Here is a 16,644-nt window from a genome sequence, read left to right as displayed (position 1 = left end):
AACGCGATGAAATATTCATTAGGACCGGTGCTCTACTACTGGTCAAAAGAGACGCTGGAGGCGTTTTACCAGCAGGCGGCGCACAGCAGCGCCGATGTGATTTACCTCGGCGAGGCGGTCTGCAGCAAACGTCGCGCCACCAAAGTCGGCGACTGGCTCGACATGGCGAAAAGCCTGGCCGGGAGCGGTAAGCAGGTGGTGCTGTCCACGCTGGCGCTGGTGCAGGCGTCGTCGGAGCTGGGCGAGCTGAAGCGCTATGTCGACAACGGCGAATTTCTGCTTGAGGCCAGCGATCTTGGCGTGGTCAATCTGTGCGCCGAGCGCAAGCTGCCGTTCGTCGCCGGGCACGCGCTGAACTGCTATAACGCCGTCACTCTGCGCCTGCTGCTCAAACAGGGCATGGTGCGCTGGTGTATGCCGGTCGAGCTGTCCCGCGACTGGCTGGTGAACCTACTTAACCAGTGCGACGAGCTGGGGATCCGCGATCGGTTTGAGGTGGAGGTGCTGAGCTACGGTCATCTGCCGCTGGCGTACTCCGCGCGCTGCTTTACCGCCCGCTCGGAAGACCGCCCGAAAGACGAGTGCGAAACCTGCTGCATCAAATACCCGAACGGCCGCAGCGTGCTGTCGCAGGAGAATCAGCAGGTGTTTGTGCTCAACGGCATTCAGACCATGAGCGGCTACGTCTACAACCTCGGCAACGAGCTCGCCTCGATGCAGGGGCTGGTCGACATGGTGCGCCTGTCGCCGCTGGGTAACGACACATTCGCCATGATTGACGCTTTCCGCGCCAATGAAAACGGCGCCGCTCCGCTGCCGCTGACGGCAAACAGCGACTGCAACGGCTACTGGAAACGCCTCGCCGGGCTGGCGCTGCAGGCATAATAAAAGCTCGCTTTGTTAACAACAGTTACTATTTTTTAATGCATTATCAAAGAATATGCTGTCGACAAAGCGAGCTGTTATGACTGACAAAAACATTCCGTTCTCGGTGCTGGATCTGGCGCCGATCCCGCAGGGAGCCTCGGCAAAAGAGGCCTTTTCACATTCTCTGGATCTCGCCCGTCTCGCGGAAAAACGCGGCTACCATCGCTACTGGCTGGCGGAACACCACAACATGGTCGGTATCGCCAGCGCGGCAACCTCGGTGCTGATAGGCTATCTCGCCGCCAACACCACGACGCTGCGCCTCGGTTCCGGCGGCGTCATGCTGCCGAACCATTCGCCGCTGGTGATTGCCGAACAGTTCGGTACGCTCAATACCCTCTATCCTGGCCGTATTGATTTAGGGCTGGGCCGCGCCCCGGGCAGCGATCAGCCGACCATGCGCGCGCTGCGCCGCCATATGAGCGCCGATATCGACAGCTTCCCGCGCGACGTTGCCGAGCTGGTCGACTGGTTCGACGCCCGCGATCCGAACCCGCACGTGCGTCCGGTGCCCGGCTTCGGCGAGAAGATCCCGGTGTGGCTGCTGGGCTCCAGCCTCTACGGCGCGCAGCTGGCGGCGCAGCTCGGCCTGCCGTTCGCCTTTGCCTCCCACTTCGCGCCGGATATGCTGCACCAGGCCCTCCATCTCTATCGCACGCATTTCACGCCCTCTGAGCGCCTGGAAAAACCGTACGCCATGGTGTGCATCAACATCATTGCCGCCGACAGCAACCGCGATGCGGAATTCCTGTTTACCTCGATGCAGCAGGCGTTTGTCAAGCTGCGCCGCGGCGAGGCGGGACAGCTTCCGCCGCCGGTAGAGAATATGCATCAGCTCTGGTCTGCCTCAGAGCAGTACGGAGTACAGCAGGCGCTGAGCATGTCGCTGGTCGGCGATAAGGCGAAAGTACGCCATGGGCTGGAGGCCGTGCTGCGCGAAACCCAGGCGGATGAAATTATGGTCAACGGCCAGATTTTCGAAAACCAAGCGCGCCTGCATTCGTTTGATTTGACGATGGAAGTGAGGGAGGCGCTGTTGGGGTAAGGACGCGCCGGGAAGCATCATGGCCTGGCCAATCAGGCCATGATGCCCGTCCATGCTATTTACCGGCTTTCGCCTCGGCATCCAGCATTGCGTTTGCTTTGATGACATACGCATTAGTATATGTCGTCTCAAGATTCACCGGCTTCGTTATCTTACCTACCGCCTGTTCTATCTTCAGCACCGTTTCCGGCCCTCCTTTCGGCATCATGCCGTCAGGCAAAAATTGTCCTTTGTCTTTCGTCAGCGCGTTAATGTATTCCTCACGCGTTGACAGCGGGTTGCTGACGAAATCGGCCGGAAGGTTATCGGCAATCTCCGCGGCGCTGTGGGTGCTTATCCAGCGCATCGTCGCTACCATCGCATTGACCACCGCCTGCGTCTCCACCGGATGCGCTTTTACCCAGTCCGCGCGCGCCAGCACGCTGGCCGAGGGGAGATAGCCTCCGAGCCATTTTTTAACGCCGTCGCCAGTGGCCAGGTCAATTGCCGAGTAGCCGACCTTCATTTTCTCAATGGCGTTTACGGTTGGCTGCGTCGTCATGCCGCAAACGATCCTGTCATGCTGCAGGGCGCCAATCATCGTCGGCCCTGCGCCGACGCCGACACGGGTAAAATCTTTTGACGCCAGGGCATGGCGGGAAGCCAGATACAGCGTCAAATCATCGGTGCCCGACCCCAGGTCAGTGACGCCGACCGTTTTACCTTTCCAGTCGGCAGGGGTTTTGATTCCCGACGCCGACGTACACATCTCGCGTTCGCCAGGCGCCCCGCTGAGCTGCACGATGTCGATAACATCTTTGCCCATCTGCTGGAACTCGATGGTGTGTTCATACCAGGCTCCCGACATATCCACCTGGCCTGACAGCATCGCTTCTTCCGCGCCAACGCCGCCGCTGTGCTCCGTGCTTAACTGCATATCAACGCCGTATTTCTTAAAGAACCCCAGATTCTGCGCCAGCTGGTAAGGCAGATAAATTTGCTTATCAATACCGCCCACCATCATGGTGACCTGAGGCAAAGCGCCGGCTGCCGCCATCCCATGCGCGCTGAAAAGCCCTGCCGCTACGGCTAACGCTGATAGTTTAAAGTATTTCTTCATAGTGCTCCGATCTCCTGATAATCAATATGTTCATTAAGAAAACACGGAAAACACGAGATGAAACGAGGTTAAACGCCTGGCGTATTGCTTTCAGCAGCCGACGGCGGCTGCCAGGAGAGTAATCTCTTCTCGATGAGGGACATCAACACTTCAGCGCTCAGCGCAATGGCGCCAATAATCAACATGGCACCAAATACGCCATTCGCATCAAAGGTGTTCTGCGCCGTGGCGATCACCAATCCCAACCCTTTTTGCGCTCCGAGAAATTCGCCGACGATGGCGCCGATGATTGAAAAGCCCAGCGCGACGTGCAGGCTGGCGATAATCCACGTCATGGCCGAGGGGAAGACAACATGTAAAACAACATCGAACCGTGAAGCGCCCAAAATACGGGCATTGGAGACCAGATTGCGGTCTACGCTACGTACCCCCTGGAAGGCGTTAAAGAACACCACGAAAAAGACCAGTACCGCCGCCAGTACCACTTTCGAAGACATCCCCAGCCCCAGCCACATCACGAAGATTGAGCCCAGCACAATGCGCGGTAATGCGTTGACTATCTTGATATAGGGGCCGAATACATCGGCCAGGTAAGGGATCTCCCCCAGCAAAACGCCAAAGAGGATGCCGCCGATAACGCCCACGGCGAAGCCCATTAACGACTCTTCGAGCGTTACCCAGATCTGCAGCCAAATAGATCCATACGCCGTACCGTGCTGTACCCAGTCCCATAAGCGCAGCACAATCCCTTTCGGCGAGCCAAAGAAGAAAGGATCCAGCCAGCCGAGCACCGTGGCCAGCTGCCAGCCGCCGACAATCAGCAGAAACAGGCCTGCGCGTCCCAGTAGCACATGAAGTTTGCGCCGCTGCGCGCGTTGTTGCGGCGTCAGCGCCGCCGGATTCGAACGGGTCATAGGAGAGTCCAGATCTACCTTGCTCATCGTGCCGCTCCTGTTTTCACCAGAGTCGTTTGCGAGTAAGCGCGTTCCACTTCATCCCGCAAGGAGTGCCAGATTTGCTGGTAGAGTTCTAAAAATCGGGGCTGGAAACGGATGGCCTGGACTTCGCCGCGGGGTCTTGGCAAATCGATATCAAAAATGGCCTTCACCGTTGCGGGCCCCGCCGTCATAACCACAACCCGGTCGGCAAGCGCTATCGCTTCTTCCAGGTCATGAGTGACAAACAGCACGGAAGGCCGCGTTTTTTCCCACAGGTCCAGTAGCTCATTCGACATAATGGCGCGCGTTTGCACATCAAGCGCGGAGAAGGGTTCATCCATAAGCAGCATGGACGGTTTGTTGATCAATGCCGCGGCAAGACTGACGCGTTTACGCATGCCGCCTGAAAGCTGCCAGGGATAATAATTTTCAAAACCGGCAAGGCCAACAACCCGCAGCCATTCACGCGCCTGCTCCTGCGCCTCTTTTTTAGGTACGCCGCGAAATACGGGACCTAACGCCACATTTTTGAGTACCGATTTCCACGGTAATAGCGCGTCATTCTGGAAGACAAAACCGGCGCCATCGGTGATCCCATCGACCACACGCCCCGACACGCGCACAACGCCGGAGCTGGGACGATACAGCCCAGCGGCTAACGTCAGGGTTGTCGATTTACCACACCCCGTCGGTCCGACAACCGCGCAAAACATGCCGGGCTCGACGACCAGGTTTACATCGTGCAGGACGGTTCGCTCTACGCCATCACGGCCAGGGAACCGTTTTGTCACACCGGAAAACTGGATACCGGCCTGTTTTTCTAAAGCCATAGACAAAGTACTCCTTATGCAACGTTAATTTTCAGAAAGGAGCCATTCCATTAGCGCATTAAACAGCCGTTGTGCCTTTTATGACCCTGCGGCGCAGCGTCCAGAACACATGATGGTGAAGATATAATAGGCGTTAGTGTTTAATTTTTGTTGCTGTGATGTTCAAAATTTGTTGGTGGTTTTTATGGTTTTTATTACTTTTGAATACAAACACGGGAGGGGAAGCGGGGAAGCGGAAGGGCATTCTTCATCTGGCGGCCCCCTCCGGCAAAGGAGAGGGCCTGGGGAGACGTTTACTGATACACCGGCAGCACATTGAAGCTCGACAGGAAATGCACCAGCGCATTGCCGACGCCAAAAATCAGGATCAGCGCAATCATCGGTTTTCCGCCCCATACGCGAAACTGCGGGCTGCCGAAGCGTTTACGCGAGGCGCGCGCCAGCAGCGCCGGAACAATTGCCGCCCAGATAGTGGCGGCCAGGCCCGCATAGCCGATAGCGTAGAGGAACCCGTTCGGCCACAGCAGACCGCCAACCACCGGCGGCGTAAAGGTCAGCAGCGCGGTCTTAAAGCGTCCCAGCGCAGAGTCATCAAACTTGAACAGGTCAGCCAGGTAATCAAACAGGCCCAGCGTCACGCCGAGAAACGAGCTGGCGACCGCAAAGTTGGAGAACACCACCAGCAGCAAATCCAGACTACGGCTGTTGAGCACTCCGCTCAGCGCCTGCACCAGCACGTCAATGTTACCGCCCTGCTGCGCGATGCCGATAAACTCAGGACGCGGAATATTACCCATCGTCCCCAGCAGCCAGATGACGTACAGCCCCAGCGCCAGCAGCGTGCCGTACACCAGGCAGCGGGTGATGGTGCGCGGATCTTTACCGTAGTATTTCATCAGGCTCGGCACGTTGCCGTGATAACCGAAGGAGGCCAGACAAAATGGCAGCGTCATCAGCAGATACGGCATATACGAGGCGTTTTTCTCCGCCACGTTAAACAGGGTGACCGGCTGCACATGGCCGAGCAGGCTGCCGAAGGTGAGGAAAAAGGTAATCACTTTGGCGCCCAGCACAATCGCCGTCATCCGGCTGACCGCTTTGGTGCTCAGCCACACCACAAACGCCACCAGCAGCGCAAAACCAAAGCCCGCCGCCCGTGCCGGAACGTTCAGCGACAGCTCATTAAAGGTGTGGTGCAGAATCGAACCGCTCGCTGAGATATAGGCGTAGGTCAGGATATAAAGTACAAACGCGATGGAAACCCCGTTCACCACGTTCCAGCCTTTGCCGAGCAGATCTTTGGTGATGGTGTCGAAGCTTGAACCGATGCGGTAGTTGAGGTTCGCCTCAAGGATCATCAGCCCGGAATGCAGCATGCAGAACCAGGTAAACACCAGCGCCGCCAGCGACCAGAAAAACCACGCGCCGGACATGACCACCGGCAGGGAGAACATCCCCGCGCCGATAATGGTGCCGCCGATAATCACCACGCCGCCAAACAGGGACGGTCGGGTTGCTGTGGTAGTGAGTGTCGCCATCTGCGCTTGTCTCCAGGAAATCATATTCAGCTCAACGCGAAGCACTGTACCAGTACACGAGTACAAATGAAATAAAAAAAGCCCCAATCGCGACGATCGGGGCTGTATATATTACTTTACGCGGTTAAGAGCAGTTTTTTACGCTGACCTTATGCGTCGCCGAAGCGACGACGGCTGCCGTTGTCATCACGACGCGGGGCGCGCGGCGCACCGTTGTCGTCACGACGCTGACCGCGATGGCCTTCACGACGTTCGCCGGAGAAGCGACGACCATCGCCACGACCGCCTTCACGACGCTCACCGCCGAAACCACGGCTTTCGCCATTGCGAGCACCGCCACGACGCTCACCGCCGCGGTCAGTGCGCGGCTGCGCATCGCCGAGCAGCTGCATGTTCATCGGCTTGTTCAGGATGCGGGTACGGGTAAAGTGCTGCAGAACCTCGCCCGGCATGCCTTTCGGCAGCTCGATGGTGGAGTGGGTGCCGAAAAGCTTGATGTTACCGATGTAGCGGCTGCTGATGTCGCCTTCGTTAGCAATCGCGCCAACGATATGACGAACTTCAACGCCGTCATCACGGCCCACTTCAATACGGTACAGCTCCATTTCGCCAACGTCACGACGCTCGCGACGCGGACGATCTTCACCGCCACGCTCCGGACGATCGCCGCGCGGGCCGCGGTCGTTACGGTCGCCACGACGCTCGAAACGATCGTCACGGTCACGGAACTCACGCTTAGGACGCATCGGCGCATCCGGCGGCAGGATCAGCGGACGTTCGCCCTGCGCCATTTTCAGCAGCGCGGCGGCCAGCGTTTCCATATCCAGCTCGCCTTCAGCGCTTTCCGGCTGCAGCTTCGTCAGCAGGTTGCGGTACTGATCCAGGTCGCTGCTTTCCAGCTGCTGCTGAACTTTAGCGGCGAATTTTTCCAGACGGCGTTTGCCCAGCAGCTCTGCGTTTGGCAGCTCAACTTCCGGAATGGTCAGCTTCATCAGGCGTTCGATGTTGCGCAGCAGGCGGCGTTCGCGGTTTTCCACGAACAGCAGCGCGCGACCGGCACGACCGGCGCGGCCGGTACGACCGATACGGTGAACGTAGGACTCGGTATCCATCGGAATATCGTAGTTAACCACGAGGCTGATGCGCTCAACGTCCAGACCACGCGCCGCAACGTCGGTTGCGATCAGGATGTCCAGACGACCGTCTTTCAGACGCTCCAGAGTCTGCTCACGCAGCGCCTGGTTCATGTCGCCGTTCAGCGCCGCGCTGTTGTAGCCGTTACGCTCCAGGGCTTCCGCCACTTCCAGCGTCGCGTTTTTGGTGCGCACGAAAATGATGGCCGCGTCAAAATCTTCCGCTTCCAGGAAACGCACCAGCGCTTCGTTTTTACGCATGCCCCAGACGGTCCAGTAGCTCTGGCTGATGTCAGGACGCGTGGTCACGCTGGACTGGATGCGCACTTCCTGCGGCTCTTTCATAAAGCGGCGGGTAATGCGGCGAATCGCTTCCGGCATGGTTGCGGAGAACAGCGCGGTCTGGTGACCGTCCGGGATCTCCGCCATGATAGTTTCAACGTCTTCGATGAAGCCCATGCGCAGCATTTCGTCAGCTTCATCCAGTACCAGACCGCTCAGACGAGAGAGGTCCAGGGTGCCACGTTTCAGGTGGTCCAGCAGACGGCCCGGCGTACCGACGACGATCTGCGGCCCCTGACGCAGGGCGCGTAACTGCACGTCATAACGCTGGCCGCCGTACAGGGCTACCACGTTTACGCCGCGCATATGTTTAGAGAAATCCGTCATCGCTTCAGCAACCTGGACCGCCAGTTCGCGGGTCGGTGCCAGCACCAGAATCTGGGGTGCTTTCAGTTCAGGATCGAGATTGTTAAGCAGCGGCAGAGAAAACGCTGCAGTTTTACCGCTACCGGTCTGGGCCATACCCAGAACATCGCGGCCACCCAACAGGTGCGGGATACATTCCGCCTGGATCGGCGATGGTTTTTCGTAACCCAGATCGTTAAGGGCTTCAAGGATAGGAGCCTTCAGGCCCAGATCTGCAAAAGTGGTTTCGAATTCAGCCATGTAGTACGTGTGCCTCAAAATCAATGGCGGCCAGTCTACATAACTCATCGTGAAAACTAAGGGCAATTTTCATTGAAAAGTGTGAACCGGCTCAAATTAGTTGAATTAACGAACAATAAAGCCCTCACCCGCGAAGGTGATGGCAATCAAAAAAAGATTACGGGCTGAGTTGTTCGTCAGCTATTGCTGGTCCGATTCTGCCAGGTCGTCTTGCTCCTGGCCCAAGAGCGCTAATTCCAACAATGCGTATCGGTGCTCAACAAAGTTATGAACGTTGTTGGCGACCGCCAGTTTGAACAGTGCCGCAGCGCTGTCCTTATCCCCCAGACTTAGGTAGTACTTACCTAAATAGAAGTTGGTTTCACTGAGATGTTCAGCGAGCGAGGTGTTATCCGTTGCGTCAGCCTTCAGGCGATCCATCAGCGTTGCTTCGCTAATGTCGCCGAGGTAGAACTCGACAATGTTCCATCCCCATTGCTCTTTATCGGATTTTTCGTAGCGCTGTTTGAGAGCGACTAACGCCTGCTTTTCGTCGAGCTTCCGCTCAGCGATGTAAAGCCATAGGCTCCGGAAAGGATCGTTGGGATCGTCTTGATAAAACGCCAGCAGATCATCTTGCGCTAACTTAGCACGGCCACCGTAATACAGCGCGATGCCGCGGTTTAAGTACGCGTAATTGTAAGTTGGATCAAGCTCAAGTACAGAATCAAACGCTTCATAGGCAGCATCATAATTGCCTGCCTGCGTTAAATAAATGCCTAAGTAATTGAATACTTCCGGCATATCCGGTCGGATTGCTAAAGCTTGCGAGAAATCATTGCGCGCTAAAGCTCTCAGACCGAGACTATCATACAACACTCCGCGCTCATATAAAAGCTGCGCGCGTTCGTCATCGGTTAAAGCCCGACTGGCAAGAATTTGTTCCATGCGTGCCAGAATCACTTCTTGCTGCAAAGTCGGTTGCAATGGCACCGCGAGGACTTCGCTCTTACGCCAGGCAGAGTTGCTGCATCCTGCCAGCGTGAGTGCTGTCGCAACGAAACACCAGCGCAAAAAAGGCTTCATTTCCCACTCCCGAAGACAACAATTGGATGAACGTCCTGTTCCCCGGCTGCAAACAAGCGTCCTGCCCGGAATACGCCCTCCGCAAACGCGGAGGGCAAATGGCAACCTTACTCGCCTTGTTCTGCTACCGGAGCTTCCGGCGCGACTGCTGGCTGAGACTGCTCGGTCGCTTCTTTAATGCTCAGACGGATACGGCCCTGACGATCGACTTCCAGAACCTTAACCGGTACTTCCTGATTCATCTGCAGGTAGTCGGTCACTTTCTCAACGCGCTTGTCGGCAATCTGAGAAATGTGTACCAGACCTTCCTTGCCGCCGCCGATAGCGACGAAGGCGCCGAAGTCTACGATACGGGTGACTTTACCGTTGTAGATGCGGCCCACTTCGATCTCTGCGGTGATCTCTTCGATACGGCGGATAGCGTGTTTCGCTTTGTCGCCGTCGGTCGCTGCGATCTTCACAGTACCGTCGTCTTCGATTTCGATGGTGGTGCCGGTCTCTTCGGTCAGCGCACGAATCACAGAACCACCCTTGCCGATCACGTCTTTGATCTTGTCCGGGTTGATCTTGATGGTGTGAATACGCGGTGCGAATTCAGAGATATCGCCACGCGGTGCGTTGATCGCCTGCTCCATCACGCTCAGGATATGCAGACGCGCGCCTTTAGCCTGGTTCAGCGCAACCTGCATGATCTCTTTGGTGATGCCTTCAATTTTGATATCCATCTGCAGCGCAGAGATACCGTCGCGGGAACCCGCAACTTTGAAGTCCATGTCGCCCAGGTGGTCTTCATCGCCCAGGATATCGGACAGCACTACGAAGTTGTCGCCTTCTTTCACCAGACCCATCGCGATACCCGCAACGGCGGATTTCACCGGCACGCCTGCGTCCATCAGCGCCAGAGACGCGCCGCACACGGAAGCCATGGAAGAAGAGCCGTTGGATTCGGTGATTTCAGACACCACGCGAACGGTGTACGGGAACTGTTCCATCGTCGGCATAACGGCCAGAACGCCGCGCTTCGCCAGACGACCGTGACCGATTTCACGACGCTTCGGTGAACCGACCATGCCGGTTTCGCCGACAGAGTACGGAGGGAAGTTGTAGTGGAACAGGAAGGTGTCAGTACGCTCACCCATGATTTCATCGATGATCTGCGCGTCACGGGCGGTACCCAGCGTCGCGGTAACCAGCGCCTGCGTTTCACCACGGGTGAACAGTGCGGAGCCGTGAGTACGCGGCAGCACGCCGGTACGAACGTCCAGACCACGGATCATGTCTTTTTCGCGGCCATCGATGCGCGGCTCGCCTGCCAGTACGCGGCTACGAACGACGTTTTTCTCGATAGCGTGCAGGATTTCACCCAGCTCATTAGCGTCCAGGGTTTCATCTTCCGCAACCAGCGTGTCGATGGTTTCGGATTTGATGACGTCAACCTGAGCATAACGCTCCTGCTTGTCGGTGATGCGGTAGGCTTCGCTCAGGCGAGATTCAGCCAGTGCGGCAACGCGGGCGTTCAGCGCTTCGTTAACCGCTTCCGGCTGCCAGTCCCAACGCGGTTTGCCAGCTTCTTTCACCAGCTCGTTGATGTTCTGGATAACGATCTGCTGCTGCTCGTGGCCGTAAACGACCGCGCCCAGCATCTGGTCTTCGCTCAGCAGCTCGGCTTCGGATTCCACCATCAGCACGGCCGCTTCGGTACCGGCAACCACCAGATCCAGTTTGCTGACTTTCAGCTCTTCCGGCGTCGGGTTCAGTACGTACTGGTCATTGATATAACCCACGCGCGCAGCGCCGATTGGGCCGTTGAACGGAATACCGGACAGAGACAGTGCGGCAGAGGCGCCAATCATCGCCACGATATCCGGGTTAACCTGCGGGTTAACGGAAACCACGGTGGCGATAACCTGAACTTCGTTCACGAAGCCTTCCGGGAACAGCGGACGAACCGGGCGGTCAATCAGACGCGCGATCAGGGTTTCGCCTTCGCTTGGACGGCCTTCACGACGGAAGAAACCACCCGGGATTTTACCGGCCGCGTAGGTACGCTCCTGGTAGTTAACGGTCAGCGGGAAGAAGTCCTGGCCCGGTTTTGCTTTTTTCTGACCAACAACGGTCACGAAAACGGCGGTGTCATCCATGCTCACCATAACGGCTGCCGTCGCCTGACGTGCCATCATGCCGGTTTCCAGCGTAACGGTATGCTGACCGTACTGGAATTTACGAACGATCGGATTTAACAAAATTCTATCCTTTCTTGTCTTGATGAGTGACGGCACGCCTTCGGCGTGCCGCTCAGAACCCGATCTTCTTGCATCCTCGCGACTAATGACAACCTTAACCCTGGCGGGTAAAGCCTCTCATTAGCCGCGCGAACCTCTGCAATGAAGATCATTTATTGCAACAATACAAACAATACATGAGTTTCCGGCGAATTGCTGCCATCTGGTTGAAAAAAGGGGCCGTGAAGGCCCCTCTTTCTGAAACTCGCCAGAATTAGCGACGCAGACCCAGACGCTCGATCAGCGCAGTGTAGCGTGCTACATCTTTACGTTTCAGGTAGTCGAGCAGTTTACGACGCTGAGAAACCATGCGCAGCAGACCACGACGGCTGTGGTGATCTTTTTTGTGCTCTGCAAAGTGACCCTGCAGGTGGTTAATCTGTGCAGTCAGCAGGGCAACCTGAACTTCGGTAGAACCGCTGTCGTTAGTACCACGACCGAACTCGGAAACGATTTTCGCTTTAGCTTCAACGCTTAGAGACATTTTCAACTCCAAAATTAAAAGAAATAAAGGGCGCCGATCTCTAATTCAGCGGCCCTGAGGTAACGCCTGCCTCAATTGTTAAACAAATGAGCAGACGCTAAGCGGCAATATTCTACTCGCAGCGACCTGTTATCGCAATACGGGCAGTTATTGCGGATACTCGACGACCAGACGGCGCGGGGCGACGCGCCCTTCATCATCAATTTCACCCATGCCGATGAATTTTCCCTCTTCCCCTTCCGTTACGCGCACCAGACCCTGCAGCGGCGCGCCTGACTGGCGTACCGGATTGCCGTTCTTAAAGTACACGGAGGAGGTCAGCGGAATATTCACCAGCGGGTAGTCCGCCGCCGGGCTGTCCATCGGCATCAGCAGCGGATCCAGCAGTTCGGCTGCCGCAATCCCCTGCTCTTCCGCCTGGGCGACCAGCGCCTGCAGCTGTTCCAGCGTCACCATGCGATCGACCGGGTAGCGGCTGACCGCCAGGCGGCGCAGGTAAATCACGTGCGCGCCGCAGCCGAGCTTCTCGCCAAGATCGTCGATGATGGTGCGAATATACGTCCCTTTAGAACAGTGGATCTCCAGCTCCAGCTCGTCCCCTTCGTGGCGAATAAACAGCAGTTCGTACACGGTAATCGGACGCGCTTCACGCGGCACCTCAATCCCCTGGCGGGCATATTCGTACAGCTTCTTCCCCTGGTACTTCAGCGCCGAATACATCGACGGTACCTGCTGGGTATCGCCGCGAAAGCTCTCCAGCGCCGCCTCAAGCGCAGAGGCGCTGAAGGTGACCGGACGCTCTTCCACCACCTGCCCGTCGGCATCGGAGGTATCCGTACGCTGGCCCAGTTTCGCAATGACGCGATAACGCTTATCGGAATCCAGCAGGTATTGGGAAAACTTGGTGGCTTCACCGAGGCACACCGGCAGCATACCGGTTGCCAGCGGGTCCAGCGCGCCGGTATGCCCTGCGCGGTTCGCGTTATAGAGACGCTTTACCTTCTGCAGCACATCGTTGCTGGACGCCCCCTGCGGTTTATCCAGCAACAGCACGCCATGGACATCGCGGCCGCGACGACGAGGACGACTCATCAGTCCTCCTTGCTGTCGTCCGCTGGGTTCACACGACGCTCATCGTCATGCTTCACCACGCTGGTCACCAGGTTGGACATGCGCATACCTTCGACCAGCGAGTTGTCGTAGAAGAAGGTCAGTTCCGGCACGATACGCAGGCGCATGGCTTTACCCAGCAGCGAGCGGATGAAGCCGGAAGCTTCCTGCAGCGCTTTGATGCCGGCTTTAACGGCCGCTTCATCTTTATCGTTCAGGAAGGTCACGAACACTTTGGCATAGGCCAGGTCGCGAGACATTTCTACGCCGGAAACCGTGGTCATCATTCCCAGACGCGGGTCCTTAATTTCACGCTGCAGGATGATAGCAATCTCTTTTTGCATCTCCTGGGCAACGCGCTGTGGGCGACCAAATTCTTTCGCCATAATAAAACTCTCCAGACAAAAAAGGGGCATTCAGCCCCTTTTGAAATTCATACCGGGTGGCGCTTTGAAGCCTGATGGCGCTACGCTTATCAGGCCAACAACCCGGCCGTAGGCCCGGTAAACGAAGTGCTACCGGGCATTACGAAGATTATGCGATGGTTCGTTGGATCTCGATAATCTCGAACACTTCGATCATATCGCCAGTGCGCACGTCGTTGTAGTTCTTAACGCCGATACCACATTCCATGCCGTTACGGACTTCGTTAACGTCATCTTTGAAGCGGCGCAGGGATTCCAGCTCGCCTTCATAGATAACCACGTTGTCGCGCAGGACGCGGATCGGGTTGTGACGTTTAACCACGCCTTCGGTAACCATACAGCCCGCGATGGCGCCGAATTTCGGCGATTTGAACACGTCGCGAACTTCAGCCAGACCGATGATCTGCTGTTTCAGTTCCGGAGACAGCATACCGCTCATCGCCGCTTTCACTTCGTCGATCAGGTTATAGATGACGGAGTAGTAGCGCAGATCCAGACTTTCCGCATCGATAACTTTACGCGCAGACGCGTCAGCACGAACGTTGAAGCCTACCAGAATGGCGTTGGACGCCGCAGCCAGGGTCGCGTCGGTTTCGGTGATACCACCTACGCCAGAACCGATGATCTTCACTTTAACTTCGTCAGTAGACAGCTTCAGCAACGAGTCGGAAATCGCTTCCACAGAACCCTGAACGTCCGCTTTCAGCACGATGTTCACTTCGTGAACTTCGCCTTCGGTCATGTTGGCGAACATGTTCTCGAGTTTAGATTTCTGCTGGCGAGCCAGCTTAATTTCACGGAATTTACCCTGACGGTACAGCGCCACTTCACGCGCTTTCTTCTCGTCACGTACCACGGTCACTTCGTCGCCCGCAGCCGGTACGCCGGACAGACCCAGGATTTCCACCGGAATGGACGGACCCGCTTCCAGCACTTCCTGACCCAGTTCGTTACGCATCGCGCGCACGCGGCCATATTCGAAACCACACAGTACGATATCGCCCTTGTGCAGCGTACCTTCACGCACCAGCACGGTGGCAACCGGACCACGGCCTTTATCCAGGAAGGATTCGATTACCGCGCCGCTCGCCATACCTTTACGAACTGCTTTCAGCTCCAGAACTTCCGCCTGCAGCAGAATCGCGTTCAGCAGATCGTCGATACCGGTACCGGCTTTCGCAGAAACTGGGATGAACTGCGCTTCGCCGCCCCACTCTTCCGGCATAACGCCGTACTGAGACAGTTCGTTCTTAACGCGGTCCAGATCGGCTTCTGGCTTATCGATTTTGTTCACTGCCACAACCAGCGGCACCTGCGCCGCTTTTGCGTGCTGGATAGCTTCGATGGTCTGCGGCATCACGCCGTCGTCCGCCGCAACGACCAGAACAACGATATCTGTCGCCTGGGCACCACGAGCACGCATGGAGGTGAACGCGGCGTGGCCTGGGGTATCCAGGAAGGTGATCATGCCGTTTTCGGTTTCTACGTGGTACGCACCGATGTGCTGGGTAATACCACCCGCTTCGCCGGAGGCCACTTTCGTGGAGCGAATGTAGTCCAGCAGCGACGTTTTACCATGGTCAACGTGGCCCATGATGGTCACAACCGGCGCGCGCGGTTCAGCCGCTGCGCCCGTATCACGGTCGCTCATTACGGCTTCTTCCAGCTCGTTTTCACGACGCAGGATAACCTTGTGGCCCATCTCTTCCGCCACCAGCTGCGCGGTTTCCTGGTCGATCACCTGGTTGATGGTCGCCATGGCGCCCAGCTTCATCATCGCTTTGATGACCTGAGAACCTTTTACCGCCATCTTGTTAGCCAGCTCGCCGACGGTGATGGTTTCGCCGATCACCACGTCACGGTTAACGGCCTGCGCCGGCTTCTGGAAGCCCTGCTGCAGAGAAGAACCTTTACGCTGCTTGCCGCCTTTGCCGCCGCGAACCGCTGCGCGCGCTTCTTCGCGGTCAGCTTTAGATTCGGCGTGCTTGTTGCCTTTTTTCGCCGGGCGCGCCGCTTTCGCATTGCGGCCGCGGCCACGGCCGCCTTCCACTTCGCGGTCATTATCGTCTTCTGCCTGACGCGCGTGCTGAGAAGTCGTTACATGATAATCGCTGGTATCTTCAGTCGGTTCAGCGGTATTCACACCGTTCTTCTCGTTTTCCTCTGCCATACGGCGCGCTTCTTCAGCGACACGGCGAGCTTCTTCTTCGAGCTTACGGCGCGCTTCTTCTTCCGCTTTACGCTTGAGCTCAGCAGCTTCATTTTCACGACGGGCTTTTTCTGCCTGGGCGGTTTTGGTCATTTCGTCTGTCTGTTGATTGCTCACTTGGTCTTTTTCCGCAGCGTCACGCTTTGCTTTATCACTTGCGTCGCGTTTCGCTTTTTCTGCGGCCTCACGTTCAGCTTTTAGTTCTGCCTCACGTTTAGCAGTTGCTTCCGCCTCACGCTGAGCTTGTTCTTCCGCTTCACGCTGTGCCTGCTCTTCCGCAGCGAGGCGCTCTGCCTCTTGCGGATCACGTTTTACAAAGGTGCGCGTCTTGCGGACTTCGATTTGTACCGATTTACTTTTGCCACCAGTACCAGGGATATTCAACGTGCTGCGCGTTTTGCGCTGCAGCGTTAACTTGTCAGGCGTAGAACCGTGTTCACGGTTCAGGTGCGCTAACAAGGTTTGTTTTTCGTTCGCGGTCACCGAGTCATCAGCGGACTTCTGGATCCCTGCATCAGCAAATTGCTGTACCAGGCGGTCCACGGAGGTCTGAATCTCGGCAGCCAGCGATTTTACAGTTACATCGGTCATGCTGTTCCTTCCTGCTACAG

14 protein-coding genes are annotated in these 16,644 nt (G+C 56.9%); 2 read left to right on the top strand and 12 right to left on the bottom strand.

The features are described 5' to 3' along the window. Positions 1–6: 6 nt before the first annotated feature. Positions 7–885 (top strand): U32 family peptidase, encoded by an 879-nt coding sequence (locus ENTCL_RS02735; RefSeq protein WP_013364571.1) that lies wholly within the window; start codon positions 7–9, stop codon positions 883–885. Between the two features lie 79 nt (positions 886–964). Then, positions 965–1,972, top strand: coding sequence for a luciferase-like monooxygenase (locus tag ENTCL_RS02730; protein WP_013364570.1), 1,008 nt, complete (start codon positions 965–967; stop codon positions 1,970–1,972). A gap of 55 nt (positions 1,973–2,027) precedes the next feature. On the opposite strand, the gene ENTCL_RS02725 is transcribed toward ENTCL_RS02730, so the two are convergent. From ENTCL_RS02725 to infB, 12 genes are all read right to left on the bottom strand, one after another. Then, on the bottom strand, positions 2,028–3,071 hold the full coding sequence (locus ENTCL_RS02725) for an ABC transporter substrate-binding protein (protein ID WP_013364569.1): 1,044 nt from the start codon (positions 3,069–3,071) through the stop codon (positions 2,028–2,030). 68 nt (positions 3,072–3,139) lie between these two features. Next, entirely contained in the window at positions 3,140–4,012 is an 873-nt protein-coding gene (locus ENTCL_RS02720; RefSeq protein ID WP_013364568.1) for an ABC transporter permease, read from the bottom strand. Beyond that, complete coding sequence (locus tag ENTCL_RS02715) at positions 4,009–4,839, bottom strand: ABC transporter ATP-binding protein (protein ID WP_013364567.1); 831 nt, start codon at positions 4,837–4,839, stop codon at positions 4,009–4,011. The genes ENTCL_RS02720 and ENTCL_RS02715 overlap by 4 nt, the downstream gene beginning before the upstream one ends. A 293-nt stretch (positions 4,840–5,132) precedes the next feature. Next, positions 5,133–6,377, bottom strand: a complete 1,245-nt coding sequence (mtr, locus tag ENTCL_RS02710) for a tryptophan permease (RefSeq protein ID WP_013364566.1) — start codon at positions 6,375–6,377, stop codon at positions 5,133–5,135. Positions 6,378–6,526: 149 nt separating this feature from the next. After that, positions 6,527–8,458 (bottom strand): DEAD/DEAH family ATP-dependent RNA helicase, encoded by a 1,932-nt coding sequence (locus tag ENTCL_RS02705; RefSeq protein WP_013364565.1) that lies wholly within the window; start codon positions 8,456–8,458, stop codon positions 6,527–6,529. Then, positions 8,451–8,531: a protein YrbN gene (gene yrbN / locus ENTCL_RS23555; protein ID WP_125452138.1), complete on the bottom strand. Its 81-nt coding sequence runs from the start codon at positions 8,529–8,531 to the stop codon at positions 8,451–8,453. Before yrbN ends, ENTCL_RS02705 begins: the two co-directional genes overlap by 8 nt. Positions 8,532–8,638: 107 nt before the next feature. Continuing rightward, positions 8,639–9,523, bottom strand: a complete 885-nt coding sequence (gene nlpI, locus ENTCL_RS02700; RefSeq protein WP_013364564.1) for a lipoprotein NlpI — start codon at positions 9,521–9,523, stop codon at positions 8,639–8,641. A gap of 107 nt (positions 9,524–9,630) precedes the next feature. Continuing rightward, positions 9,631–11,766, bottom strand: a complete 2,136-nt coding sequence (pnp, locus tag ENTCL_RS02695; RefSeq protein ID WP_013364563.1) for a polyribonucleotide nucleotidyltransferase — start codon at positions 11,764–11,766, stop codon at positions 9,631–9,633. Positions 11,767–12,019: 253 nt separating this feature from the next. Further along, positions 12,020–12,289, bottom strand: a complete 270-nt coding sequence (gene rpsO, locus ENTCL_RS02690; protein ID WP_003861789.1) for a 30S ribosomal protein S15 — start codon at positions 12,287–12,289, stop codon at positions 12,020–12,022. 147 nt (positions 12,290–12,436) lie between these two features. Beyond that, positions 12,437–13,381 (bottom strand): tRNA pseudouridine(55) synthase TruB, encoded by a 945-nt coding sequence (gene truB / locus ENTCL_RS02685; protein WP_013364562.1) that lies wholly within the window; start codon positions 13,379–13,381, stop codon positions 12,437–12,439. Beyond that, complete coding sequence (gene rbfA, locus ENTCL_RS02680) at positions 13,381–13,785, bottom strand: 30S ribosome-binding factor RbfA (RefSeq protein ID WP_013364561.1); 405 nt, start codon at positions 13,783–13,785, stop codon at positions 13,381–13,383. Before rbfA ends, truB begins: the two co-directional genes overlap by 1 nt. A gap of 148 nt (positions 13,786–13,933) precedes the next feature. Further along, positions 13,934–16,624: a translation initiation factor IF-2 gene (infB, locus tag ENTCL_RS02675; protein ID WP_013364560.1), complete on the bottom strand. Its 2,691-nt coding sequence runs from the start codon at positions 16,622–16,624 to the stop codon at positions 13,934–13,936. Positions 16,625–16,644: the final 20 nt, after the last annotated feature.

It is taken from the genome of [Enterobacter] lignolyticus SCF1 (genome assembly GCF_000164865.1).
Classification (GTDB): domain Bacteria; phylum Pseudomonadota; class Gammaproteobacteria; order Enterobacterales; family Enterobacteriaceae; genus Enterobacter_B; species Enterobacter_B lignolyticus.
This window is presented reverse-complemented; position numbering and strand designations above follow the sequence as displayed.

Coding starts and splice junctions, on each gene's coding strand:
- ENTCL_RS02735 (WP_013364571.1), top strand. CDS start 7: ATGAAATATTCATTAGGACCGGTGCTCTACTACTGGTCAAAAGAGACG.
- rpsO (WP_003861789.1), bottom strand. CDS start 12,289: ATGTCTCTAAGCGTTGAAGCTAAAGCGAAAATCGTTTCCGAGTTCGGT.
- ENTCL_RS02725 (WP_013364569.1), bottom strand. CDS start 3,071: ATGAAGAAATACTTTAAACTATCAGCGTTAGCCGTAGCGGCAGGGCTT.
- ENTCL_RS02720 (WP_013364568.1), bottom strand. CDS start 4,012: ATGAGCAAGGTAGATCTGGACTCTCCTATGACCCGTTCGAATCCGGCG.
- truB (WP_013364562.1), bottom strand. CDS start 13,381: ATGAGTCGTCCTCGTCGTCGCGGCCGCGATGTCCATGGCGTGCTGTTG.
- infB (WP_013364560.1), bottom strand. CDS start 16,624: ATGACCGATGTAACTGTAAAATCGCTGGCTGCCGAGATTCAGACCTCC.
- ENTCL_RS02715 (WP_013364567.1), bottom strand. CDS start 4,839: ATGGCTTTAGAAAAACAGGCCGGTATCCAGTTTTCCGGTGTGACAAAA.
- ENTCL_RS02730 (WP_013364570.1), top strand. CDS start 965: ATGACTGACAAAAACATTCCGTTCTCGGTGCTGGATCTGGCGCCGATC.
- mtr (WP_013364566.1), bottom strand. CDS start 6,377: ATGGCGACACTCACTACCACAGCAACCCGACCGTCCCTGTTTGGCGGC.
- ENTCL_RS02705 (WP_013364565.1), bottom strand. CDS start 8,458: ATGGCTGAATTCGAAACCACTTTTGCAGATCTGGGCCTGAAGGCTCCT.
- nlpI (WP_013364564.1), bottom strand. CDS start 9,523: ATGAAGCCTTTTTTGCGCTGGTGTTTCGTTGCGACAGCACTCACGCTG.
- yrbN (WP_125452138.1), bottom strand. CDS start 8,531: ATGAAAATTGCCCTTAGTTTTCACGATGAGTTATGTAGACTGGCCGCC.
- rbfA (WP_013364561.1), bottom strand. CDS start 13,785: ATGGCGAAAGAATTTGGTCGCCCACAGCGCGTTGCCCAGGAGATGCAA.